Here is a 24405-nt window from a genome sequence, read left to right as displayed (position 1 = left end):
GCCGTCAAGGGTGGCGTACGCTGCCGAAAACTAACATATCTGCAATTTTCAAGGTTCCCATGGAGCCTTTTTTTTCAGCTCCATTTTTTCATAGGCTACTTTACACTACCTAGACTATCTCTTTTATATATACTATCAATATATTTACCGTATATCAAATAGATAAAATCTATATACCAATTATTTATAGATTTTATCTATTCATAATTCCCATCAGAATGAGCAAAATACCAAAAGGGAGCCTTCATTAAGAAAGCCCCCTTCTATGTATAAGTCTTTGTAAAATATGCTTAAATATTCAGCAGATCACTATATTCCTTCAATGCACCATCTGTATCATGTGCCAGAACTCTCTTCGCCAGCACTTTACCAAGCTGTACGCCTTCCTGGTCGAAGCTGTTCACATTCCATACGAATCCCTGGAACATGATCTTATTTTCAAAGTGTGCCAGAAGTGCGCCCAACGCCTTCGGGTCAAGCTGCTCACCGATGATAATGCTTGACGGACGGCCGCCTTCAAAGTTCTTATTACGGTTCTCATCTGCTTTTCCACATGCAAATGCAACGATCTGAGCCACTACGTTAGCGCAGAGCTTCTGCTGGCTTGTGCTGTCCTGGATCACAACATCTGTACCGATCTGGCTGTTCTTAAATCCCACGAACTGAAGCGGTACAATATCAGTTCCCTGATGAAGGAGCTGATAGAAAGAATGCTGTCCGTTCGTTCCCGGTTCGCCGAAGATCACCGGACCGGTCGGATAGTTTACAGGTTCTCCAAAACGGTTTACGGATTTACCGTTGGATTCCATATCAAGCTGCTGCAGATGTGCCGGGAAACGGCTCAGTGCCTGAGAGTATGGAAGGACAGTTGTTGCCGGATATCCAAGAACATTACGCTCATAAACACCAATAAGTGCATCCAGCATTTCCGGATTCTTCAATACATCTTCATTCATAGAAAGCTTGTCTTCTTCTGCCGCGCCTTCCAGGAACTCTGCAAATACTTCCGGTCCAAATGCCAAAGATAATACAGCGCCGCCAACTGCGGATGTAGAAGAAAAACGTCCGCCGATATAGTCATCCATAAAGAATGCTGCGAGGTAATCATCACTCTTTGCAAGCGGAGATGTTTCACTGGTAACAGCAATCATATGCTTTGAAGCATCCAGTCCTGCATTTTTCAGAGCATCCTTCACAAAGGATTCATTTGTCAGAGTTTCAAGAGTTGTACCTGACTTAGAAACCAGTACGAAAATAGAATGTGCAACATCAATAGAATTCAGAACTGCTGCCGCGTCGTCCGGGTCTACGTTGCTGATGAATTTCGCTTCCATCTTGAACTTGCCGTTCTTCTTTGCCCAGTTCTCAAGTGCCAGGTACATCGCACGCGGACCAAGGTCACTTCCGCCGATACCAATCTGTACAACCGTTGTAAATTTTTCTCCTGCTGCGTTCGTAATCTCTCCCGCATGTACTTTATTTGCAAAATCAGCAATCTTATCCTGCTGCTCTACATAAAATGCACGTTTGTCAACGCCGTCTGCCACTACCGGATCACCCAACTGTCCGCGTGTCAACTGATGAAGCACAAGACGTTTTTCCCCTGTATTGATCACTTCACCATTATAAAGAGCTTTGAATTTCTCCGTAAGCTGTGCCTCCTTGGCCAGTTTGGCAAGAGCGTTTAATACATCATCATCTACCTGCTTCGCCGCATAATTATAAGTAAGCCCTGCAGCCATCGGTACACTATAATTTCTTACACGTTCTGCACCATTTTCACCGCTCATCACTTCCGCCAGATTCACACGATCCACATTTTCCAATTCCTGATAGGAAGCAAGGGTATCTAAGTTCTTCCAGGTAACCATAATAGTTTCCTCCTTAATAAAGATATTGACTTATAAATTCTCATGAACTCTTATAATTATACTATTAATAGGCTCTGAATTCAAGACTGCGGGCCGCAAGTTTCTTAACAGGTACAAGATGCATATATTATTCCCCCTTATACTGTCTTCTTTAACGAAATCAATAATAAAACAATTCCCACTCCGGTCAAAATATGCCCAATTCCAGCAATCCCTGAAATGGAGGCGCTAAGCGCAGATGAAAGTGACAAACCGAGTACCTGTGTCACACCGCGCACCAACATCATTACCGCTGTGAGCGGAACTCCGATATTATAAATCCACATAAATACCCGGAAACTTTTCACTTTCTGCAGCTCCTGCCATAGCAGCAATCGCGTATCCCAGTGAAAAATTCAAATATTTTTTCAATAATTCTCGCTTCCTTTCATCGCTTTGTAACCAATCAGAACAACCCAGACATAGGCGCATGTCTTCGGAATCATCAGCATCCCTACAGGCGGCACTGTATCCGCAAACAGCACAACCGGAATATAACAAGCGAAACTAAAGATCACAGCAAGATACAAAAACCGGAACGCTTCATCCTTCGTCTTCTCTGCACTTTGACAGAACAAAATCACAATTAATATACCAAGAATGGTAAACGGAATATTCCGGTAAATCCCCCAGGACAGTGGTGCCTCGGCACTGGTCCATTCATTTTGCGGCATGAGACACAACACAATTCTGCCGAGCGCTGTCGTATAATTTTCCAGCCCCGTCGTGCAAAGTGCAATCGCTCTCGGTACGAGGTGAAACGCATCGCCACACCCCAGAATGACCGCCATCATTCCAAAAAGGGTATACTGCCTGCGCCCTTTACTGCCGCGTATCATCATGATACCAATCGTGACCACCGATACCAGATACACAATGTCAAATAGTGTTTCAAAAATAGCCTGCCTAAATCTCCTCCTCCTGAACATCGTTCATTTTTGTTCCATAAAGAATCCCGCCATCTGGCGGGAATTATGTTACCGGTAAAGAACTCTGCTTATGATCTCAACAAGTGTGTCACAGTTTCCGTTTCCTTGTATAAGAAGAAGCAATATATTGTCGAGCACAAATCCAACAAACGTCTCCTCAGTAAATGACTCCGAAAATGCGCCTTTGGCAACTGCCTGATCCGCGTGCAGTACATTCAAAAGTCCCGCTTTCATATGCGTGAAATAACGCTGCATAGTGCGTTTTGCTTTCCCTTTTTCCGAATTCGCAAGGCTGATTGAATGGGTGGCAAAATAATCCGGGTATTCCCCGACTCCCTTCTGTACGCATTCAAACAAATATCTAACATATCCGGAAAACGAAAAATCGCTTCCTTCGATGTGATGCTCGTATTCATTCCACTTACCTCCAACATGAACAATGTTCATAATGCCGCTATTTTGCTTCCATGTCTATAAACGCGGGCTCGATTCACAACAAATTTACTTACAAAGTAACTGCGAATGAAATTTCAAGTACATCATGATTGCAAATACTTCCAGCCCGATCATCAGAACAATCATCGCATTGCCTACCGCATCCGGAATATTCGGTATAAACAGGAGAACCAGAATGCAAACGTCCACCACTGCAGTACACACTTTTCCGTACCACGGTGCACCATTTAACGTTTTTTTCACCTTCAGCAAATAAATCCCCATGACCGCCATATAGATTTCTTTGACCAAAAACACAATAAAAAACACTTTCATCCATGGATGTCTGAGCGCAACCGCAAGGGCAAGTGTTCCCTGAACCAATTTGTCCGCCACTGGATCCAAAATTTTTCCAAAATTTGTAATCATGTTAAATCTTCTCGCGATAAAGCCATCCAGAGCATCTGACAAAAAGATCAGTCCCAGAATCACAAACGTTATAGTAAATTCTTCCCTTGTTTTAGCCCGGTAATAGCATATCAAAAACACCGGCAGCATCAGTATACGAAAATATCCGAGCATATTTGGTATTGAAAATAGTTCTTTTTTCCTTTCTTTCATCATCGTATCCTCCTAGTGACTAGTACACCGAAAAATAAGTTTCTGATACATTGACGCAGGATGATTGTTTCATATGCAAGGCGGAAGAATGAGGCGTAGCGGTGGCTACGTCGATTGACGACAACGCTGCAGATGAAAAATCAGACAAGTCAAGGTGTCAGTTACTTATTATTCGGTGTACTAGGGGGACGGGTTCCCTGGTCACTCTAATTTTGTATCTATAATGTTGTTAAAAACATTATAGATGTTTTGTGTGTTTAGAAATATGTTCATGTTATGAGCTAATGAGTTTCACTTATATTATAGCATTTAGGCGAAAAAAGTAAATATGAAGGAAAGTCCAGGTCAGGGTTGTTTCACGAAGTATTTTAAAACTACTAAGACCTCCACATTTTTTGGCAAGAAACACTTTTCCCTCTTATATATTTTTCCTTAATTTCTCTGTCATCCGCTAAATAAATCAGCCGTTCCAGCCTTTTTCCCACATCTAGTTTCTGCGGATGCTCCAGGCGGCTGTCATCCAGGACAACCGCATCAAATTCATATCCCGGTTCAAAACTTCCTACTCTTCCAAAGAATGCTCCGCCTCCTTTTGTGGCCATATAGAATACTTCATCAATTGTGAGTGGTTTTAAGGAAGAATCCAGCATTCTCCATCTGAGCTTGGAGACCTGAATTGCCTGTGTCATGGCATAAAAAATATTTTCTGATGAACCGGCAGCCACGTCACTCCCCAGCCCAACATGAATTCCTTCCTCCAGGAAACGACGCACAGGTGCTGCTCCCGATGCCAGATTTGCGTTAGATTCCGGACAATGAGCGACAAAAACGCCCCGCTCTTTTATCATTTTTATTTCTTTCTCATTACTATAAACACAATGCGCCATTATTGTAGGACATTCTCCACCAAACAAATCGAATCTGGCATATGCATCTGCATATACTTCTGCCCAGGGACATAATTCTTTCACCCATTCTCCTTCACTTGGATTTTCCGAAAGATGAGACTGTACTGGAAGCCTATAAAGCTTTTGTATCTTATTCAATTCATTCATAAGCTCATCTGTACAGCTTGGAGTAAAGCGTGGCGTAAGAATCGGAAGTGTATTTTGATATTTCCGGTTCTCCACTTGCATCAGCCATTTTACAGTTTCTTCCGCCGATACCCTGTAAGACTCCTCACTCAGATAATCCGGTGCATTCCTATCCATATTTACTTTACCCACCATAGTTACTAATCCACTTTCTTCCAACCGATCCATCAAAAGCATCGTTGCATCACGATGAACCGTCGCAAACACACACGCCCTTGTCGTTGCACTCTTTTTAAGATTATCGGTAAAAATTCTGTAAGCTTTATCTGCATATTCTAAGTCCTTAAATTTGGCTTCTTCCGGGAACGTATTTGTTTCCAGCCAATCCAAAAGTTCCAAGTCCATTCCAAGGCCACGGAATGAATACTGGGGTGCATGGATATGCAGATCCGTCAGCCCTGGAATAATGATGTGATCTCCATAGTCAATAACCGGCAGATTCTCATATGCATCCGGGATTTCTTTGAATACACCTTCGCTTCTACCTTCCACACAAATTACATATTGATTTTCTGCCACTTCAATATTATCACTCTTCCGGCTGTAGCAAATATTCCCTTTAAGAATAAAATCGGTTCCCATTTTATTTCTCCTCTCTCTGAACGTAGAAATTCCCACTGCTTTGATATAAAAGCAGCGGGAACTTATAGTCAACTATTATGGTAGTTTGTAGAAACGTTCAACCAATCTTGAACATATATAAGTTTTTTTGTTTTTATTTTACCATTTTTTCTTTATCATTTCAATAGGGGACGTTTCTTTTACCACGATGCTGGGGGCAAAAGAAACGTCCCCTAAGTCGACAAACCGCCCAATTTATTATATAATATACACACAACACTAATTATATTAACGGCGGTATACATATGGAAAAAACAAAGATTACAAACAAATTAAAACTGATTCTGTTTTGCGCCATCCTTGGTTCAGTCTCAGGTGCAGTTCTATGGCTCTTTCTGAGATTAGTTCACTTCGGAACGGAGTTTTTATGGAGCAAACTTCCATCTGCTGTGGGAAGCCCTATCTGGTATCCTATTGTAGCCTGTACTGTGGGCGGTGCCATCATCGGCATATTTCGGAAATGCTTCGGTGACTATCCGCAATCGATGGTAACTGTCATCGGTACAGTAAAGAAAACCGGCACCTATCCTTATCGCAAAATTATAATCCTTCTGATTGCCGCAGCTCTTCCGCTTATTTTCGGAAGCAGTGTTGGTCCGGAAGCCGGAATGGTAGGTGTAATGGTAGCTCTGGGATGCTGGGTAAATGAAAATGTTAAATTTGCGAAAGACAATACGGATTTTTACTCCAAAGTCAGCGTGGCGGTTTCACTGTCTGCCCTCTTTTATTCCCCACTTTTCGGCTTCTTCTCCGCTGTAGAAAATGAGGATGTCTCCCAGACGGAAGAGAAAGAAAATATAGACTCTAATTCAAAGCTTCTGGTTTATGGGGTTTCCATTGCCTCTTCGCTTGGGATTCTGACCTTACTCAACCAGCTTTTCGGCAAAGTTTCCGAAGGTTTTCCTAGTTTTGAAAATGCCCAGCCCGACAAATGGGACATAGCAATGCTGCTCGTATATCTGATTTGCGGAATATTGCTTGGCCTTTTCTTCGAGAAATCAGAAATGTGGTTCGAAAAACTTGCCGAAAAAACTCCTCCGATCTTAAGTGAGCTTCTGGCCGGACTGGTTCTTGGATGCGTAGTTGCTTATCTTCCGGTTATTCAATTTTCCGGAGAAAGTCAGATGGCAGTGCTTATGAACGATTACGCCAAATATGCACCTTTAGCAATGATTGGAATTGCTTTTTTGAAAATATTGATAACAAATATGTGCATCCAGATGGGCCTCAAAGGAGGGCATTTCTTTCCGGTGATTTTCTCGGCTGTCTGCCTGGGATACGGGATCTCCCTTTTTGTATTTCCACTAAGTGCTGCCCACGCAACCTTTGCAGCTGCAATAACCACGGCAGCCACTCTAAGCGTATCCATGAGAAAGCCTCTGGCAGTTACATGCCTTCTGTTTCTTTGCTTTCCCGTCAAGATGGGATTATGGATATTCCTTGCCGCTGTTCTGGCAGGCCAGGTGACAAAAAATAAATTATAGCTTCTAACGGGGTGCTCGCTTGATTGGCACCCCGCATCAACACACATACAGCTGCAATCTCTGCTAAAGAGTATTTCTTCTCATCTGATAAAGCTTCATAGCCAGTTCAACCTCTGTATGTAAAGTAACATCTTTCAAATCCATATCCAGTATTTCGCAAATTTTCTGAAATCTATACTTTGCGGAATTGTAATGAATAAACAATTTCTGTGATGCTTCTTTGATATTCCATCCACATTCTATAATCATGTCGAGAGTTTTCAGCAAATCCGCATGGTTTTTTGTATCATACAATTCCAGGGGCTCCATATATTTCTTGCAGAACACAACCGTTTCACTCTGATCAGAAATCGAAAAAAGCAACCTGTAAATCCCCATTTCATCATAAAACATGATGCAATCAAATTTTTCCATTTGATAGCCTAATTCCACTACCCGCTTCGCTTGCTCATAGCTTTTGTGAATATTAATGATTCTGTCAACATATTCCCCGACCGCCATTGTAATCGTGAACGGCACCACATTTGAAAGATACTTCTGTATCTGATGAAATGCTTCTTTCAATTTTCCTTTAACAGACGGAGTATAATCATCAGAAATTAAAAATGCAACCGTATCACTCTGCTTATAATATTTTGAATTAGGAAAAAACTGCTGCATATATTGAATGGACGCACGAAATATACAGTCTGTATAATTCTGTAATTTTGAATTCTCCTCCGGATCCAATTTCGTCAAATAATTCTTTTTGATATTATTGATGTCTACAAGAACCACAAAACCTCCTTCTTTAAAATCCCATCCATACAGCTGAGCTCTTGTCCGAATTTCTTCTATCGTTTTAACATTATTGAAAAAAAGATCCTCCACAAACGAAGTTTTGTATTTTTCTTCAATCATTGTATTGCTGATTCTCATCTGCATCCTCAGAATGATAACAATGCTTGCATATTCGATAGCAGTTTTATAGATATTTATTTCCCAATCATTTTTCCCTGCCATTTTATTTCTTTCTGTGAGATCTACAAGATACCCATATTGTCTTTTTTTATCTTCCACAACAAAATATTCATATTCATCTGTATAATCCGAAATATTCTCACAATAATCTTCATACTTTTCATTTTCATCGGAAAAATAGTTTTTTTCAAACACCTTATCTATAAATAGCACAGGAGATTTAATCAAATCACTCAATGTATATAGAATCTCAGGTATACTGCTTCCTTTAATTGCCAATTCTATAAAACTTTTATGAATATGGCTGGATTCCTCCAATTCTGACGCCTGCACAGATATAATATTAGAAAGTACCGGGTTGATAATATCACAAAAGGCAAATTCTCCCGGACACGATATAAGCGGAAAATGTTCCTTATTAGCCAGTCCTATTGCTTCCTCCGGAATTTCTTTCAGATAACGATCTAATTTCACAACTAATGCACTGATTCCCTTATGAATTACTTCCTTTGTAAATTCAATAAATGTTTCCTCTTTATCACTTACCGCATATGCTGTAGTGATCACAACTTCATTTCCCCGAAGCCAGTTCAATCCGTCCGGAGTATCTATAACAGTAACTGATGATATTTTTCTGTCTAATCCTGATTCTCCTGCAATCACTTTCAAATTATTCTTCAATGAGGGAACCTGCAGCAACTCATATACTGTCATCCTATTCTCCTTTCTTCTGAAGTCTAAGGTTTTCTGGTATCTAACATTGATAGTATAATATTTTATTACAAAAACGTCTTTGTATCTTATGTATAAATAAGCATATATTATTTTGTATGTCAAACACAATTTTTGTTATTTCAATTCTGTTTTTTATTTCTTTTTTTGTACTTCAAACACATATTTTTCCTATTTTCAGAATGCTATACTTCTTTACATAACAAGTGTTAACACAGATACAATCAAAAGATAATAAGGAGTGAGATTATGGATTATGTAAAAATTTCAAATTCAGGCGTTCTTTGGCTGTTGTGTGGTGTTACGGTAATCATTTCTTTTGTTCAGGCACTTTTATATGTGCGCATGGCAAAAAAAACTGCGGTAAAAGCAAATATTTCTAACGAAATTCCCAAAACCGCTTTTCGTGTCGGATTAATATCCGCTATCGGACCGGCTCTTGGTGTTTTCATTGTTATGGTCGGTTTAATGTCTTCGATCGGAGGTCCACTTGCATGGCTTAGGCTCTCCATCATCGGCGCAGCTCCCACTGAACTAACAGCAGCAACGCTCGGTGCGGAAGCTTGCGGTGTGGAGCTTGGCGGCGCAGGATTTACGTTAACTGTAATGGCTGTCAGTTGGTTTACAATGACATTAAATGGTGCCGGATGGCTCGTATCTACAGGCGTGATCACACCTGCTCTCGAAAAAGTCCGAAACAAAATAAGCGGCGGTGACGGAAAATGGCTGATTATTCTAAGTGGTGCCTGTTCTCTTGGTATCTTCGGTTATTTAAATGTAAATGAAATTTCCAAAGGATTTGGAAATACAGCTGCCGTACTAGGCGGAATTTTCAGTATGATGTTCCTTTCAAAATTTGTAGTACCAAAATTCCCAAAACTGCGTGAATATACTTTAGGTATTACCATGATAATCGGAATGGCCTGTGCAATTATTTTTGATTTGGCTGTCGGTTTATAGTGAGATTACAGGAGGTAATAGAAGATGGACAATAATCAACTTTTAAAAGAATGGAAAAGAAATAGTATTCGAATCGGAAGCCCTACTAATCTTTTAGCAGCCATTACTTCATTCATCCCGGTTATCTGGCTGTGCACGAAATATAATTGCTGGCCGGATCCAAAACTGGTTTTTTCCGCATGGGGAATGGTTGCACTGTCTTTCGGCGCTTTCTATATAGTGGAGCCGGTTTCCTATTATGCTTCACTGGGTCTGACTGGTACATATCTAAGTTTCCTTTCAGGAAACATAGGAAACATGCGTGTTCCCTGCGCCACAATGGCTCTGGAAACAACAGGAAGTAAACCCGGAACCCTTCAGGCTGAAGTTGCATCTACTATGGCAATCTGCGGTTCCATCGTAACAAACCTGATTGCCACAACCAGTGCTGTATTAGTTGGTTCAGCTGTTGTTTCTGTCCTTCCTGAATTTATTACAGCAGCCCTTACCAAATATGCTGCCGCCGCTATCTTCGGAGGAACATTTGGAACATATGCAGCCAAATACCCTAAAATAGCTGTATTTGGCATTGGACTTCCATTACTTTTAAAATTCACAATTGCTCCACCGACATGGATGCTTATCATCGTATCTGTATTCGGCAGCCTCGGATTTGGTAGATTTTTATATGTAAAAGAAAACAAAAGCACTGCATCAAAGAATGCATAAAAGAATAATAGGAGATGTTAAAATGAGCATGTGGGAAGAATGTAAAGAACTTCAAAATGACCTTGTAAAAATGAGAAGAGACCTTCATCAGATTCCGGAACTTGGCAAGATTCTTCCAAGGACCCAGGAATACATACTAAATGAATTAGAAAAGCTTGGGATCCCTTATAAATGTTCAAAAACAGATAGCAGCATTATTGCTGATATCGTAGGGGGAACTCCCGGCAAAACGATTGCGCTTCGAGCTGATATGGATGCGCTCCCGATCAAGGAGCTGAATGCTGTAGATTACGTTTCTAAAAATGAAGGGTGTATGCATGCCTGCGGACATGATACACATATGACTATGCTTCTTGGCGCTGCAAAAGTATTAAGTCAACATAAAAATGAATTAAAGGGTACTGTGCGTCTTCTGTTTCAGACCGCTGAAGAATTGTCCAAAGGGGCACAGATCATGATAGCTGACGGCGCTATGGCAGGTGTCGATGCTGTATTCGGGCAGCATATCGGAACAATTCTCAACAAAGACATCCCTGCCGGCAAATTCATCCTCACCCCAGGCTGTTGTATGGCTTCATTTGATCGATTCGTTATCAAAGTAGAGGGACATGGGTGTCATGGCTCTACTCCCGAAAAAGGTATTGATCCTATTAATATCGCTTCACATATTGTCATTTCTCTTCAAGAAGTAATTGCAAGAGAAATTTCCGCCACCAAACCGGCTGTTCTCACAATAGGTTCAATCCATGGTGGTAATGCATACAATGCGATTCCGGACACAGTTATGATTGAGGGTACCATACGTGCTCTTGAGGAACCTATAAGACGTAAATTAGCTCAGAGAATTGAAGAAATTGCAAATGGTGTCGCCTCTACCTTTGGCGGAACCATTGAATTTGAAATGGATTGGGGTGCGCCTCCGGTCATCAACAACGATGCTATGGCCCACCTCGCGATCGATGCGATTACGAAAGTAGCCGGCTCTGAAAATGTGATTACACAAGTACCTGCTCCAAACATGGGCGGTGAAGATTTTGCTTACTTTTTAAATGAAGTTCCGGGGGCATTTTTCTTTTTAAGTTCTTCTAATAAAGAAAAACATACGGATGTCGCACACCATAATCCGTTATTTAATATAGACGAAGATGTTTTATATCTTGGATCTGCTGCATTTGTTTCAATAGTAGAAGAGTTTTTGAAATAAACAAAGGGGGCCGTGCCCCCTTTTGTTCACTCTATTCTTTTTTTTCTAAACTTCTCCTGACCTCACACAGGAGTCCGGTTCCTGACAGTAGCAATATCATGATCCAGAATACTGCCTGACTCTGATCTCCTGTTTCCACCTTTGTTTCACTGCCATCCGGTGGCTGATCCTCATCTTTTGCATCATTCTCCGGAACATCTTCCGAAGCTGCTATCACATAGGCTTTGACTTTTGTGCTCCCGGCATAGTCCGCATCTTTCGCCTCCTCAGCCAGAGCTGTCTTGGGAAAACCCAGGAAGCAGATACAGCTAAGAAGAGCCAGGACCATAACTCTTCGTATCAAATTTCTCTTTGTAGAGATATGTTCTTTTCTACTGTGCATTCACGTTTACAATTCTTGTATAGAAGTTCAAAGTTCCGGAATATGCGCCACCCCAAACATCCAGATCTTTGCCATATAACTGGTTGCAGTTTAATCTCAACTGATTCGTGTGCTCCTGAACTGCATCGGTGAATGTTATAAACAGAAATCCATTCTGATACCACGTTCCATCCTGAACGTTCGAATTTTGGTCATACATCTCATATGTGAGGGAACAATCTGAATTTTCTCCCAGCAGTTTAAATGGATCATTCATTGATTCTGCAGTTTCATCTTTCACCAGAACAGCAATGCCCTGACCAGCTGCTAAGCCTTCAGCTTTTATACATTTGACTGTAATATCTACAGAAGAATAGGCATCTGCATCTGTTGTAGGCTGTTGCAGCGTTCCAAAGTCAACACTTTGCGGAATGGTAATAAGATAGTCAGGTTTATTATCATTATCCGTAACATTGGCGTGTACTTCCGTATCTCCCCTTTGCCTGGTCTCTTCTGACGGATCAAGCTCAATATCTGCTGCCAGAACGCCCATTGTGCAAGATACCAGCATTGCTGCTGTACATAACCCTGCCATCATTTTTTTCATTACTGCTTTTTTCATCTGAATTCCTCCTACTTCACATACAATTGAAACTCTGTGCTTCCGCCATTTAACGGACTGTTGTCCTCGATGGCGTAGCATTTATATTCTATAACCGCCTGATACTCTCCTGTTTCAAGTTCCTGTTCGATGGAAATTTCCTCCAGACCTTCTCCTGGTTTTAACTCCTGAGACTCAAAGAGTTTCGTTCCGTCTGCAAGCTTCAGTACGATTATAAAATTACATGTATTATCTGCCGGATTGCCGATACTTACGGTCTGCTCTTTCGTATTCGCTTTCATGACCATACTTGTATATCCCGGTATCATAATCTGTTTTCCCTCAGCGGGTTTTTCCGGTTCGATATCCACATCCCATGCAACGACCTGGGCAGATGTATGTTTTGCTTCTTCTTTCTTATGATTCATCATAAACCAGAAGATTCCTGGGGCTGATTTGCCAGCCGCAATAAAGATAATGATTATGATTGTTTTAGTTTTTCTTTTCATTTTATTTACTTGCTTTCTTTCTTCTCCAGTAAAGGATACCTGCCGATGCAGAACCTGCCAGGATAAAAATTCCTAACCAAAGGAGCAGATTACTGGTATCTCCTGTTTTTACCACCTGAGACAAGATGCTCTTTTTCGCCAATACGGCAAAAGGAGCAAGTTCTTCTACTTCTTTGGAAGCAATCATCTGCTGATTGATTGCCAGTTCTTCTACTTTATCGTTTCGGTAAACAAGGACTTTATAATCTTTTCCGCGGTATTTTGACAGATCCAGTTTCAGCTTCAGTGTTTCTTCATAGGCAGCCGGCTGTCCGTCTTCGTATACCAACGCCGGTTCTCCACAATAGAGGATCTGTCTGTCTGAATTCTCCACATACTTCTGGAAAGCCTTGTAAATTTCATTTTTCTTATCCAGTTCCGTCAGCTGAAGCTTGGTATCTTTGTGCATAAGGCCTTTTACCGTAAGTCCTTTCGATGCATTGATTAATTCTGTTTCCACTACCAGAGAAGATAAAATCTTCGGATAAGCAGAATTCTTTGAATCTGACCTTGTCCATCTGCAAAGTCCCTCTTTTCCTTCCGTCAGAGTATTCAGTTCATCCTTGAAAGCATCCGATCTCATCTCTTCTTTTGCCTTTGCTGTTCCCTGTTCTTCCCCTCCGAATAATGTATTCAGGTAGAACGTATCTGAGATTGCTCCTTCGCCACTTCGGGCAGACGCCGTTTCATTTTGCCCACAGACAGCCCCAACGGTCTTAGCTTCTATTGATGCAGAAGCACAGTATGCTATATGAATGATTCCGTTTCCTGTCAGTGTTCCGGTAATTCCGCCTGCGATTCCGTTTTCACCCGTTTTCAGTTTTCCCATACTCAGACAGTTTTCTATGGTTCCACTATTGATTACAGCAATTCCACCGGCAATTCCGTCCGAAGAAGCTGCCGTAGCCTCTGCATAGTTTGCGGTATTTCGTATCACTCCTTTATTTTCAACAACAACACCGCCCGCCATGGACTTACCTTTTACAAAGGTTGTTGTTTCGGATAACGGAAGGGTTTCTCCTGATAATTTGTCTACAAAACTTCCGGAAAGATTTGATCCGCTGATACATTCATCGATCAATCCATAATTAGTAAGGGCAATTCCTGCTGCCTTCTCTCCTTCAACAGTCTGGTAAAAGATACCGAGGTTCTTGACGGTTCCCATGGAACCAATGGTGTCAAAAAGTGCTGCGTCCCCATCAGTCGGCTTCATATCAAACCGATAGACGTAATATCCTTGTCCATCAAATGTACCATTGTATGGCAATTCCGCTGATCCGATCAATTCTGTTAATGTTTCACCATTTCCGAAAATGGTATTCATCAATTTGAAATCAGCTCTGTTATTCTTCTTGACAATTTCCGGAATCTTCTTGAAATCTTCAAACGTGTAGATCTCATATGTTTCTTTCTCAGGCTCGGTATCATAGTTTGAATAGGTTCCGTCGCTCAAACGGTATACAGTACCATGCGTATTGTCAAGTACCGGGTAATCATCCGGTGTTTTTCCATTATCAATATTCTGATACCATACCTGTGTTCCATCAGTCACTTCCCGGTTCAGAAGATATGCTTCCTCACCGCTCTTAAACTCGCCTGCCGTCTTCGCCAGTGCAAGTGTATTGTCATTTACAATATCCGAATCTCCCAAAAACGGCTTGCTTCCTATTGTGTCAAGATAATAGCAGTTCTCAATTCCATCTTTCTTCGCATGAATGGTTCCGGAGATTGTACCATAATAATCCATTCTCTGTGTAGAAACCTGTCCATAGTTATAACAATCCGACAGAATGATGTCTTTTCCGCTCATATTAATCAGACCGGCAATGCCGCCTGAACATCCGGATCCACCCACGTTTTCGGCCGTATAATAGTCAATTTCCCCATAGTTCGCACAGTTTTTAATGATTGTGCAGCCCGGATAGGAATCATCCTGATATACAACACCAACGATTCCACCTGCACCATAAAAGTCCATATTCAGAACAATACGTCCGGAATATGTACACTCCTGTATCGATGTCTGTGCATTGATCTGTCCTGCAATCCCACCTGCGCCATACAGCATTCCGGATATGATATTAACATGAGAATTTACTCTCTTGATCACACCGCCGGAAGTTGTTCCCACAACACCGCCTACAGCACTGCTTGTACTGCCCGTTGTAGTTAGATTTCCTTTCAAGGTAAAATTCTTCAGCGTCGCTTTTTCTGATTCCTCACTCAGTTCCGGTGCCGTGACAAGGCTCTGGAAAAATCCGGTATCCGAATCCGCCTTAGTCATTCTATAATCAGAAATGGTATGTCCCTGTCCGTCAAAGTATCCTCTGAATTCTACGATTGCTTTCCATTCGTATTTCTCATCTGCCGGATTTTTAAGCGAAATATCGGATACAAGAACACCATGTGCATCCGGTCTGGCTTCCTCAATAATTGCATGTTCCGCATCTCCATTTACCAGAGAAGCAAACCAGAACATCTGGCCACCATTTCCTATCTCATAATTGCCCGTTGATTTGTTATAAACTGCCGGCTGATACTCACCACAGGTCATACAGAATCCGTTGTCATAAGGATGATCCACACATACTGCTTCATAGTATAATGTGATATCATGTCCCGGCATTACAAAGCTTCCCTTTCTGTCGCCTTCATAATTTGTTTTTAACTGGATTTCCTTATATGTGTCACCCTCATAATAGCCAACACTCTTCACGTTGTCCCTTACATAAAAAACAACGGTCTCTCCTTCTTTAAAAACATTGCTGTAAGAATCTAGCGTGATTGCATCATCAAATATCTGATTTGTGCCCTCCGTATACACTTTAAAGCCTTCGCATGTATTCAGCACAAACGTTGCGTTGGAGTAAGGAGCCGGATATGTATACGTAATATATCCGTCTGCATCCGGAATCAGATTGTTGATCTGCTCTTTTTTCAGGATGGTTTCCTCAGAGGTTACTTTCGTCGGATTATCGTAATCATTATGTCTTTGCAGTGTAAGGGATTCAAATGTCGTACGTTCTCCTATTTTAAATTTTAATGTTACTTCCTGCCCGGCAGAAACCGTAACCGCTTCACTTGTAGTAGTTCCATCTTCTGACAGCAATGCGATTTCTGCAATTCCCGACCCTGCTACAGCGGTATCGATTTTTGTTTTGTAGTATCCATCACCGTCACTTTCTCTGTCCTGCTTCAGGATGACCGAATATGCCGTTGTATCGTATAATCCATTTTCCCTATCCGGCTGAATATCACTTGCATTCAATTGCGTAATCTCAAGATCCGTTCCGGGGTGCTGACTTTTCGTATCTGCCAGATAGAAAATCGGATAGTCTGTGCCAAATGCGCCGCCAAGACTCATATCATACTGCGGGAAAACAAAATATGTTTTCGCATCGTCTGCCTGTAACAGATATTCCTGCAAATAGTTTGCCGGTATGCTGCCCAAAGCGCTGAATACCGGTGTCGCAAATAAACTGTGACAATCCGAATTCATCACTACACAACTGAAGTTCTGCAGACCGTCACTGTAGCTTCCTCTTGTTAAATTAAAGAAATCGCAGCTCGGCACATGGACATCCTTTGACGCAGCATAATCTTCTTTATGATCCATATTAATCAATCGCAGATTCTCCGGAACAGGGTCACCTGAAGTCCATGATGAATTGCCGTTTTGTGAAAGATCAAAAACATAGTAAATATCCATTCCTGACGGATTTGCTTCTGTTTTTTGAACGGGAACCGCTATCCTGTTAAATTTCATGTATGAACCGGTTACATTGGAAGATGATGAAACATCATCAAGCACTCCAGAGGCATTACCATTTTCCAGATTATAAGCATCGATTATAGTCTGCTCAGCTTTATAGTCATCAGAAGTAAATTCACTTATGTAATCTTCGTTCTCCAGATTAACCGTTGCGAAATCTCCGGATTTAACAAACTCCTCCAGCTTAAGACGAATCGATCCGGCTGCGGATTCACTGACTACAACCTCCCTGTCCAACATGGAATTCATAGCTTTGGCAACATCATCATTCAGAGTATTTAGATCCTTAGCCCAATTCGCGTAATTGTTCCAGATCTCATCATCATCATCGTATTTCTCTTCAAAATAATCTCCACGCTGTGACAGGAACTCTTCATACATCAATTCCAGCTTAATAATTTCCATAAATTGTTTGTCAATGCTTGTAATAATGTAATTATACTGATCATCCGAAAATCCGTAAGCCTTGTATGCAAATTGTGCCGCGGCATCCGCGTAATTCTTCTCATTTCCAAGAGCATCGGTCATCTTCCTAATAACTGATTTGAATACTCCGTCAATCGTACGATCCCCGAATATGATTTCGCGAATCTCCTCTTCTTCTTCGTCTCCAAAGGCATATGCTTTCGCTTGATAAACCTCACTGAAAGCTTGATACAGGTCTTCTTTACTCTTATTCACCTCTTCAATCGCTATCGTACCATCATTATAGGCCTTTGCTTTTTCCATATACGCCATATAAGCTTCTAATGCACTATCGACATTATATAAAGATTCATATATTTCAACATCCTGGTGCCACTGCTGATTGAGTGCATTCTTTGCCGCTGTATAATCAGAATTCGCAAGCGTCTGTTCTATTTCCGCATTATAATCCGTAAGATGCTGGTCTATGACCTTTACCTCATTCAGGATCTCGTTGCAAAGTGCCTGAATCTCAGCCAGTGTCTGTCCGGTACTGCTTCCTCCGAAAACCCACGTATTCAGCATCGAAGCTACCTTCTTAAAATCTTCATCTCCGGTTGCGTTGGCCACTTTAACAAGCACCGTACCGCAAAGAGAAAGTCCGGTAGAGTAAAGTTTATTAATACCAAAAGTGGTTCCCGTCTTCGCAAATACATTTTCCTTGACCGCCGGCGCACTCGCGGTATCTTCCGCTTCTTCGGCAATTGCTGAGAGAGGCATCGCTGAAAACGCAAGGCTCAGGCTCAGCAAAGCCGCCGTCATTTTTTTCAGAAATCTTTTTTTCATAACCGCTTCCTCCTCGTTACTACTTTCCCAGATTTACAGCAAGCACGATCATATTGATTCCCTGCATCAAAACCGAAAATGCGATCATATATCCAACAGAGACCATAGTCAGTACCGGGTGGTTAAAAGCCATAATACTTACAATAACAGATAACACGCCACAGACGATTGCCAGTATCCCCTTTCCCTTGGAAACTTTCAAGCACTTTACGCCTCCTGCAATCTGGAAAATTCCATAAATCAATATACTCGCGCCTACCAGATACGCTGCCATGATATCTGTAAGAAATCTCTGGAGTCCGCTGAACAATAAAATAATACCTGCCAGACCTTCCACAACACCAAGGATACATGCGCCAATTTCTTTCTTCTCTTTTGCTAGAGCAAGAATCACAAGTTCAATACCATTTACCAGCAAAAGCGCTCCCAGAATCCATCCTATCGTCAGAAATGTCCGCATAGGTCTTACAATTGCATAGACTCCTAAGAGCACCGTTAAAATACCGGTAATCCATGTAATCACGTGAATTGTCTTTTTTTCCTTCATCTTTCAAGCTCCTTTCTTATTCTGCCTTTTGTTTTTTCATTTTCCGCATCAATTGCGACATTTTGTTGCTGTACGGACAGAAATGTACTATACTTCAATTAATTCACACACCTAAATTCATAGGAGGCTGTCCATTATGAAAAAAATCAAAGTATTATGGTTAATTCTCAAGAGAACCAAAGCAGATCGAATCCTCTCCGGTTTCTTTCTCTTTCTATTCGCAGCAGCCGGAATCATACAGCTCGCAGAGCCGGACATCACCCGATATGGCGATGCACTCTGGTATTGCTACGCTGTGATCTCTACTGCAGGATTCGGAGATGTGGTTGCCGTCACCTTCCTTGGGAAAATATGTTCCGTCCTTCTCACCGTCTACTCCATTTTTGTGGTTGCAATCGTTACCGGTGTTGTAGTCAACTTCTACAGCCAACTGGTAGAAATGCATGACCGGGAAACCCTGACCATATTCATGGATAAGCTGGAACACCTTCCGGATCTTTCCAAAGAAGAACTGGAAACCATCTCACAAAAGATCAAACAGCTTAGGTAAGATCATCTCTTACCTGTGGAATCAGGGAAGCTGCAAGTTTCCCTTCTCCACGACGCTTCAGATATAAAATGCCGATAGCAGAGAATACCACCGCTCCTACGAAATTAACCATCAGATCCTTCATGGTATCTACAATTCCAATGTCCAGGTATCCTCCCAGATTCCATGTCTCTCCATTGATTACAACGGACTGAATGTCCACATGAATCGGAACATTCGCCCCCGTCGGATTCAGTTTCACAGAATTGATCGCCGGAACAATCCAGTCTTTCTGCATATCCATCGCAAAAAACCAGTCCATGCTGAATTCAAAAAACTCCCATAAAACGCCAACCGTCATCGAAAAACAAAACGCAAAAAACGCCACAAAATACGGAGACATTTTGATTGAGAATTTATCACTTCGGTTAAAGAGATCAATTAATGCAAAACCAATAGCCGCCATCAAAAATCCGTTGGTTGTATGTAAAATCGTATCCCAAATCGGTATTTTTACATAAAAAGCATTGATTTCACCCAATATCTCTGCCGAAAATATAAAAATCAAAATCACCGTTTCCAATCCGATCGGTATGGTAACACCCAGCTTTTTATCTACAAACTGAGGCACCATAAAAAGCAACAAAGTCAGCATTCCCAAAAACATGTTATGGTAATTTCCTAAGAAAAACTGACGGACAACCGAGAGCACCACCAAAACCGTTAATAACACTTGTATCTTTGTTTTATGCTTTGTAACTCTCATTTCTCTCCTCCTTTCGCTCTGAATGATTGTTTTCATATTACCATAAATCGAATTAATGAGCAACATTTCGTTGTATTTAAATTGTTTTTAAGTCATTGTTTTAAATCATATATACGCATTATCAGATTTATCGTCACATTATTCCAATGTTATTATGCGTTTTAATTCCCTCATTGTATTTTAGATTCATCTGTAGTAATATATATTATGATGTAAAGGGTGGTAAACTTATGAATTATAATGTGCCGCGCTATTTTGAGCGCAAAAAAATAAAGGCTTCTGACATCATGTATCTCACACGCCAGAATCCTCATACAATCATTACTCTCCTGAACGGAGAAAGCCTTACAACCACAATTCCCATGAAAGAAATTGCATCACATTTACCCGCAGATGATTTTCTGAATGTTTCCAAAGGTATCACTCTGAGAAAAGATCAGATTGTTCACATCTCAGATGATGGTTTGTATACTATGGCGGATGGAAGTATCTTTCAGGGACGGAAGCGAAATGTAAGCCAGCATAAACAAATCCGGCAATCTTTGAATTTGCCCAATACACTGCAGGATGATGCAGACCATCATCTTCCTCTTGATCTGCTTGAGAAATGCAGCCTGCTGGACGAAATGCCATTGGCTTTTTGTATCATTGAATTGGTCTTTGATGCATGCGGGCACGGTGTAGACTTCATTTTCCGATACTGCAATAACGAAATGGCCACCGTAGAAGGTGTCCCAGTCTCCGAGATGATCAACCGATCTTTCTACGAAGTCTTCAAAAATGGAGATAAAAAATGGCTGGTAACTTACGCCGATGTCGCCCTTAACGGAACCAAACGCGTAATCCGCGACTTTAGTCCCGAGATTGGACAGACTCTGACCATCCATTGCTATCAGCCTTGTCCGGGATATTGCGCCTGTGTTTTGATTCCTGTATAATAGGGGACGTTCCTTTCGCCACGATGCTGGGGTCAAAAGGAACGTCCCCTAAAACTATTTCGACAATAAATTCCTTATCCTCAATCTTTGCTCTAATCTCCCCATTCATTCTTTCTACCAATTCCTTTGCAATTGAAAGCCCCAGGCCGGTAGATGTCTTACTTCTCGCTGCATCTGCTTTGTAAAATCGTTCAAACACATGATCAATATTAATCTGTTCCGGACATGTAACCTGATTCCCAATCCGAAGCACTGCCTGATTCTGCTCACGCTCCAATACAATACGAATCTTCTTTTCTCCATGATCCAACCCATTTTTGATCACATTCTGAATCACGCGATGAAGCCCCTGTTGATTCCCCTGAATATAGATTGGTTCTTCTGTAATCTGAATATCTGGCTGAATTCCCTTCCTTAACCAGTCATCATAATACGAAAAAACGGTTTCTTTCAGAATTCGGTTGATACAACATGAGGTAAGTTCCAGATTATAAGATTCATTTTTCAGCTTCGTAAACGTGAAAAGTTCCTCCAGCATTTCATTCAGGCTGTGAATTCTTTCATGGATAATGCTTAGATAACGTTGCTGTTCCTCCAAATCTTCGCACTCTTCCATAAGCTGAATATAACCGTCCAGAGAAGTAAGCGGTGTCCGGATATCATGGGACAAATTCGTGTAAGTATCTGCAATCAAAGCTTCCTTCTCCTGATAGTGCCGCTTTTCCTTTCTCCGGAGTTCCAGAAGTTCATTCAGCCTGTCGGAAAGGATCCCGATTCCTCCCATATCAAATTCCCGGTTGATCAGCATATTGCTGTCATGTTTCATCAAAAATGTCAATTGGCGGCAGATGTCTTTCACCTGCCGCTGATATTTCCATAAAACAATCCATTGTATCACAATAATTCCGATTAAAATTCCAATCACGATATACATTTGTCAAATATCCCTCTTCTGGAACACAACACTTCCTGCCACTATCGTCGCAACAATAAAAGCCAGCGCCACACCGAATGCCGCCAGACATTCCTTACCACCTGGGTTCATGGGTAGCAGTGATAATTTCCCAGTTATCGTATACTCATAAATCTGAAAATTCTGAATTCCCATTTTTTGAATCGCATTGTTTACCAGCCCATACACAATCGTCATGACATTCATAGTAAGGCAAACTGCAATGACCATGCTGATCACATTGTTCTTCAAAGTAACTGCAATGGTCATACAAATCAGCACCAGCGCATAATGGAGAACCATCTCCGTCGCGAAATAGAGCAGAATCGCCCTTGCATCTCCCCATTCCAGATATCCAAAAATAATGCCGTTTGCCACTGCCTGAAATACGAACACCCCTGCCAATGTCATGATTGTAAAGACAGCCAAGGCGATCGCTCTGGAAATGACCAGCGCCCCTCTGCTTTGAACCTGACCGCCGATGTTTTTGATATATCCGCTGCTGATGTCCGCTGTCGAAAACAGAACTGCAAAAATCACCAAAAACAGGGCATAAAATTTCCCCTGTGAATTTCCAAAAAAGATGTCAAATACTGTCACCTTTTCTCCCGGCTCCGTAGGAAGTGTTACCATCATTCCCACATTAATATTTTCTGTAGTCAGCTCCGCAACCTGTTCCTGCTGTACCGCATCCGCCTCATTCAAAATTTCATAATCCGTCTTGCACAAAATAGTTGTAAACAATAATGCCGCAGCCAACACGATGCAGATCACATACAGGCTTTTCGTTCGAAACATCCGGTATAAATCCATTTTTATCAAATTAAGCATGGTCAGCACCTCCCGTCAGATTGAGGAAATAGGTCTCCAGTTCTTCATTGGTAATGGTAATTCCTTTTACCGGAATCCCCGCCTTTGCAAGTTCCATATTCACTGCCGCACTTTCATTCAAACGCTCAAAAATATGGATATGTTCCTTATCTGTCACCTGATAGTTGGTAAATCCCATAGAATCCAGCACAGGAATCGCCTGTTCGGGATGATCTAATGTCAGTTCCATCCGTTCACTGCACCTTTTCATCAGTTCTTCCTGTGTAATCTCCTGCAGCAGGCTTCCATTGTGAATGATTCCATAGTCTGTTGCGATCTTGGACAATTCCTCCAGAATATGACTGGAAATGCAGATCGTCATATTTCGTTCCTTCTGAAGTCAAAGAGCTCATCTTCATCTCCCAAATCCAACATCTCACAGCTTACACCTTTCGACTTGCAATAATCACTAAACCCAAGTCCGCGCTTCATTGTCTCTCCTGGAATAGTTGAACCACTACGAATGTAAATCAGATTACGACTTCCTGTGGAAATCATTTTCTGTGCCGCAATTTCTCCGCCATGATAATTATCAGAACATATACAGCTTATCTTTTTCTCAAAATGACGATCTAATGAAATAATAGGAATGTCCTCGGATATATAGGACTCTTTATCTCGATAAGATACACATATAATTCCATCCACTTTATTTTGCGAAGCTATTTTAAAATAATACTCTTCTTTTTCACTATTTCCCTGTGTATTACATAAAAACATTTTATATCCCTTCCTTTAAAGTGCCTGTTCTATATAATACACCCAGGATGCAAAGAATGGATTTAATATTTCCGGAACTATCGCAGCAACAGTATATGTTCGCTGTGTCTTAAGTCCTCTTGCATAATAATTTACCTGATATCCCAGTTTTTTTATTGAAGCTTCTACTTTCTTTTTATTCTTTTCACTCACGTGCTGACCATTAATTACCTTAGAAACAGTCCCCACAGCTACATTTGCATCCAACGCTACATCTTTTATTGTTATCATAAATATACCACCTATTTCAAATATGCTGTCGGCATTTCTCTACAGCTAATCTTCTATGGATTCTACTTTCCACATTGTTTTCGTTTTACCAATCTCATTTTAATGAGATGGGTGTACCTTTTGACACCCTAAGCATTTTAATATAATTATTCAATTTTTCCACCTAACGACACCGAGCCGCCTGATAAATCAGACGGCTCCTTATGCAGAGCAAATTCCTAAAATGCATTTTTACAGTGCTACAGCACATGTCTTTCTTTTATCCCAATTATAAACATCCTTCCAACGGAAAACACCTTACTGGATTGCCCAGATATCTGGTTTATCCTATCCTATATACTACAAACTTTTCAATGAATGTATGCGTGCCGTAGAAAACAAAAGCTCTGTTCATTATGCTCCCAAAAACAAACGGAAAAACAAGTAAAAATCCATGTAAAACACGCAAAAAGCAGGAACCTAATTTCCCCGCGAAAAGCAATTGTTCCTGCTCTTTTTTCTACATACTTCCTTCCTATTCTGTCAAGCCTAAATCTATTGATTTTACTGGCTTTGACGATTTTTATTTACCTCAAAAACAGAGCCGGGAGTGATGGATATCATCGTATCATGTACCGAATAG

The 24405-nt window shown here is 41.2% G+C and carries 23 protein-coding genes, 1 pseudogene and 1 riboswitch; of the genes and pseudogenes, 6 read left to right on the top strand and 18 right to left on the bottom strand.

Going from position 1 to position 24405, the window contains the following annotated elements:
- Positions 1–290 precede the first annotated feature (290 nt).
- The 6 genes from ACTNBR_RS14225 to ACTNBR_RS14200 all read right to left on the bottom strand — a co-directional run bounded on the left by ACTNBR_RS14225 (position 291) and on the right by ACTNBR_RS14200 (position 5571).
- Positions 291–1871, bottom strand: coding sequence for a glucose-6-phosphate isomerase (locus tag ACTNBR_RS14225; protein WP_441018839.1), 1581 nt, complete (start codon positions 1869–1871; stop codon positions 291–293).
- 137 nt (positions 1872–2008) lie between these two features.
- A complete protein-coding gene (locus ACTNBR_RS14220) occupies positions 2009–2245 on the bottom strand; it encodes a DUF2871 family protein (RefSeq protein ID WP_441025513.1) in 237 nt (78 codons plus the stop codon).
- A gap of 33 nt (positions 2246–2278) precedes the next feature.
- Positions 2279–2839, bottom strand: coding sequence for a hypothetical protein (locus tag ACTNBR_RS14215; protein WP_441018837.1), 561 nt, complete (start codon positions 2837–2839; stop codon positions 2279–2281).
- A gap of 48 nt (positions 2840–2887) precedes the next feature.
- The gene (locus tag ACTNBR_RS14210) at positions 2888–3286 is read right to left on the bottom strand and encodes a hypothetical protein (protein WP_441018835.1); all 399 of its coding nucleotides are present in this window, start codon (positions 3284–3286) and stop codon (positions 2888–2890) included.
- A gap of 54 nt (positions 3287–3340) precedes the next feature.
- Positions 3341–3898 carry a CDP-alcohol phosphatidyltransferase family protein gene (locus ACTNBR_RS14205; RefSeq protein ID WP_441018833.1) on the bottom strand — a complete coding sequence of 186 codons (558 nt, stop codon included), beginning with the start codon at positions 3896–3898 and terminating at the stop codon, positions 3341–3343.
- Between the two features lie 374 nt (positions 3899–4272).
- Positions 4273–5571 (bottom strand): amidohydrolase family protein, encoded by a 1299-nt coding sequence (locus ACTNBR_RS14200; RefSeq protein WP_427806913.1) that lies wholly within the window; start codon positions 5569–5571, stop codon positions 4273–4275.
- A gap of 45 nt (positions 5572–5616) precedes the next feature.
- Positions 5617–5712: riboswitch (purine riboswitch) on the bottom strand.
- Between the two features lie 143 nt (positions 5713–5855).
- Here ACTNBR_RS14200 and ACTNBR_RS14195 point away from each other — a divergent pair.
- Complete coding sequence (locus tag ACTNBR_RS14195; RefSeq protein ID WP_441018831.1) at positions 5856–7094, top strand: chloride channel protein; 1239 nt, start codon at positions 5856–5858, stop codon at positions 7092–7094.
- Positions 7095–7157: 63 nt separating this feature from the next.
- On the opposite strand, the gene ACTNBR_RS14190 is transcribed toward ACTNBR_RS14195, so the two are convergent.
- The gene (locus tag ACTNBR_RS14190; protein WP_441018829.1) at positions 7158–8768 is read right to left on the bottom strand and encodes a PucR family transcriptional regulator; all 1611 of its coding nucleotides are present in this window, start codon (positions 8766–8768) and stop codon (positions 7158–7160) included.
- Between the two features lie 267 nt (positions 8769–9035).
- On the opposite strand from ACTNBR_RS14190, the gene ACTNBR_RS14185 reads away from it, so the two are divergent.
- The 3 genes from ACTNBR_RS14185 to ACTNBR_RS14175 are packed head-to-tail and all read left to right on the top strand — an operon-like array spanning position 9036 to position 11658.
- Positions 9036–9746 (top strand): DUF5058 family protein, encoded by a 711-nt coding sequence (locus tag ACTNBR_RS14185; RefSeq protein ID WP_441018828.1) that lies wholly within the window; start codon positions 9036–9038, stop codon positions 9744–9746.
- Positions 9747–9770: 24 nt separating this feature from the next.
- Positions 9771–10454: a hypothetical protein gene (locus tag ACTNBR_RS14180; RefSeq protein WP_427819932.1), complete on the top strand. Its 684-nt coding sequence runs from the start codon at positions 9771–9773 to the stop codon at positions 10452–10454.
- 28 nt (positions 10455–10482) lie between these two features.
- Positions 10483–11658, top strand: a complete 1176-nt coding sequence (locus tag ACTNBR_RS14175) for a M20 metallopeptidase family protein (protein WP_427806936.1) — start codon at positions 10483–10485, stop codon at positions 11656–11658.
- Positions 11659–11689: 31 nt separating this feature from the next.
- Here ACTNBR_RS14175 and ACTNBR_RS14170 read toward each other — a convergent pair whose 3' ends face one another.
- Genes ACTNBR_RS14170 through ACTNBR_RS14150 form a run of 5 tightly spaced genes read right to left on the bottom strand, consistent with a single transcriptional unit; the run spans position 11690 to position 18738 of the window.
- Positions 11690–12001 carry a hypothetical protein gene (locus ACTNBR_RS14170; RefSeq protein ID WP_441018827.1) on the bottom strand — a complete coding sequence of 104 codons (312 nt, stop codon included), beginning with the start codon at positions 11999–12001 and terminating at the stop codon, positions 11690–11692.
- A 28-nt stretch (positions 12002–12029) separates the two neighbouring features.
- The gene (locus ACTNBR_RS14165) at positions 12030–12641 is read right to left on the bottom strand and encodes a hypothetical protein (protein WP_441018825.1); all 612 of its coding nucleotides are present in this window, start codon (positions 12639–12641) and stop codon (positions 12030–12032) included.
- Between the two features lie 11 nt (positions 12642–12652).
- Positions 12653–13129 carry a hypothetical protein gene (locus ACTNBR_RS14160; protein ID WP_441042719.1) on the bottom strand — a complete coding sequence of 159 codons (477 nt, stop codon included), beginning with the start codon at positions 13127–13129 and terminating at the stop codon, positions 12653–12655.
- A gap of 1 nt (position 13130) precedes the next feature.
- Positions 13131–18191, bottom strand: a complete 5061-nt coding sequence (locus ACTNBR_RS14155; RefSeq protein WP_441018821.1) for an LPXTG cell wall anchor domain-containing protein — start codon at positions 18189–18191, stop codon at positions 13131–13133.
- Positions 18192–18210: 19 nt separating this feature from the next.
- On the bottom strand, positions 18211–18738 hold the full coding sequence (locus tag ACTNBR_RS14150; protein ID WP_320813131.1) for an HdeD family acid-resistance protein: 528 nt from the start codon (positions 18736–18738) through the stop codon (positions 18211–18213).
- A 136-nt stretch (positions 18739–18874) separates the two neighbouring features.
- On the opposite strand from ACTNBR_RS14150, the gene ACTNBR_RS14145 reads away from it, so the two are divergent.
- On the top strand, positions 18875–19288 hold the full coding sequence (locus ACTNBR_RS14145) for a potassium channel family protein (protein ID WP_320813130.1): 414 nt from the start codon (positions 18875–18877) through the stop codon (positions 19286–19288).
- Here the strand turns inward: ACTNBR_RS14145 and ACTNBR_RS14140 are convergent.
- Complete coding sequence (locus ACTNBR_RS14140) at positions 19281–20033, bottom strand: hypothetical protein (protein ID WP_441018819.1); 753 nt, start codon at positions 20031–20033, stop codon at positions 19281–19283. The genes ACTNBR_RS14145 and ACTNBR_RS14140 overlap by 8 nt on opposite strands.
- Before the next feature lie 230 nt (positions 20034–20263).
- Between ACTNBR_RS14140 and ACTNBR_RS14135 the strand changes: the two genes are divergently transcribed.
- Complete coding sequence (locus tag ACTNBR_RS14135) at positions 20264–20971, top strand: LytTR family transcriptional regulator DNA-binding domain-containing protein (protein WP_320813128.1); 708 nt, start codon at positions 20264–20266, stop codon at positions 20969–20971.
- On the opposite strand, the gene ACTNBR_RS14130 is transcribed toward ACTNBR_RS14135, so the two are convergent.
- The 5 genes and pseudogenes from ACTNBR_RS14130 to ACTNBR_RS14110 all read right to left on the bottom strand — a co-directional run bounded on the left by ACTNBR_RS14130 (position 20886) and on the right by ACTNBR_RS14110 (position 23783).
- The gene (locus ACTNBR_RS14130; protein ID WP_441018817.1) at positions 20886–21905 is read right to left on the bottom strand and encodes a sensor histidine kinase; all 1020 of its coding nucleotides are present in this window, start codon (positions 21903–21905) and stop codon (positions 20886–20888) included. The genes ACTNBR_RS14135 and ACTNBR_RS14130 overlap by 86 nt on opposite strands.
- Before the next feature lie 3 nt (positions 21906–21908).
- A complete protein-coding gene (locus ACTNBR_RS14125) occupies positions 21909–22754 on the bottom strand; it encodes an ABC transporter permease (protein ID WP_320813126.1) in 846 nt (281 codons plus the stop codon).
- Positions 22747–23133, bottom strand: a pseudogene (locus ACTNBR_RS14120) (ABC transporter ATP-binding protein); the annotation flags it as partial. The gene ACTNBR_RS14125 and the pseudogene ACTNBR_RS14120, both read right to left, overlap by 8 nt.
- A complete protein-coding gene (locus ACTNBR_RS14115; RefSeq protein WP_441018816.1) occupies positions 23112–23513 on the bottom strand; it encodes a hypothetical protein in 402 nt (133 codons plus the stop codon). The pseudogene ACTNBR_RS14120 and the gene ACTNBR_RS14115, both read right to left, overlap by 22 nt.
- A 15-nt stretch (positions 23514–23528) precedes the next feature.
- Entirely contained in the window at positions 23529–23783 is a 255-nt protein-coding gene (locus ACTNBR_RS14110) for a LacI family DNA-binding transcriptional regulator (protein WP_427806930.1), read from the bottom strand.
- Positions 23784–24405: the final 622 nt, after the last annotated feature.

The sequence above is a fragment of the Bariatricus sp. HCP28S3_F11 genome, from assembly GCF_052065395.1.
GTDB lineage: Bacteria > Bacillota > Clostridia > Lachnospirales > Lachnospiraceae > Allocoprococcus.
The sequence above is the reverse complement of the archived record's forward strand: the minus strand, read 5'-3'. Positions and strand labels throughout refer to the sequence as shown.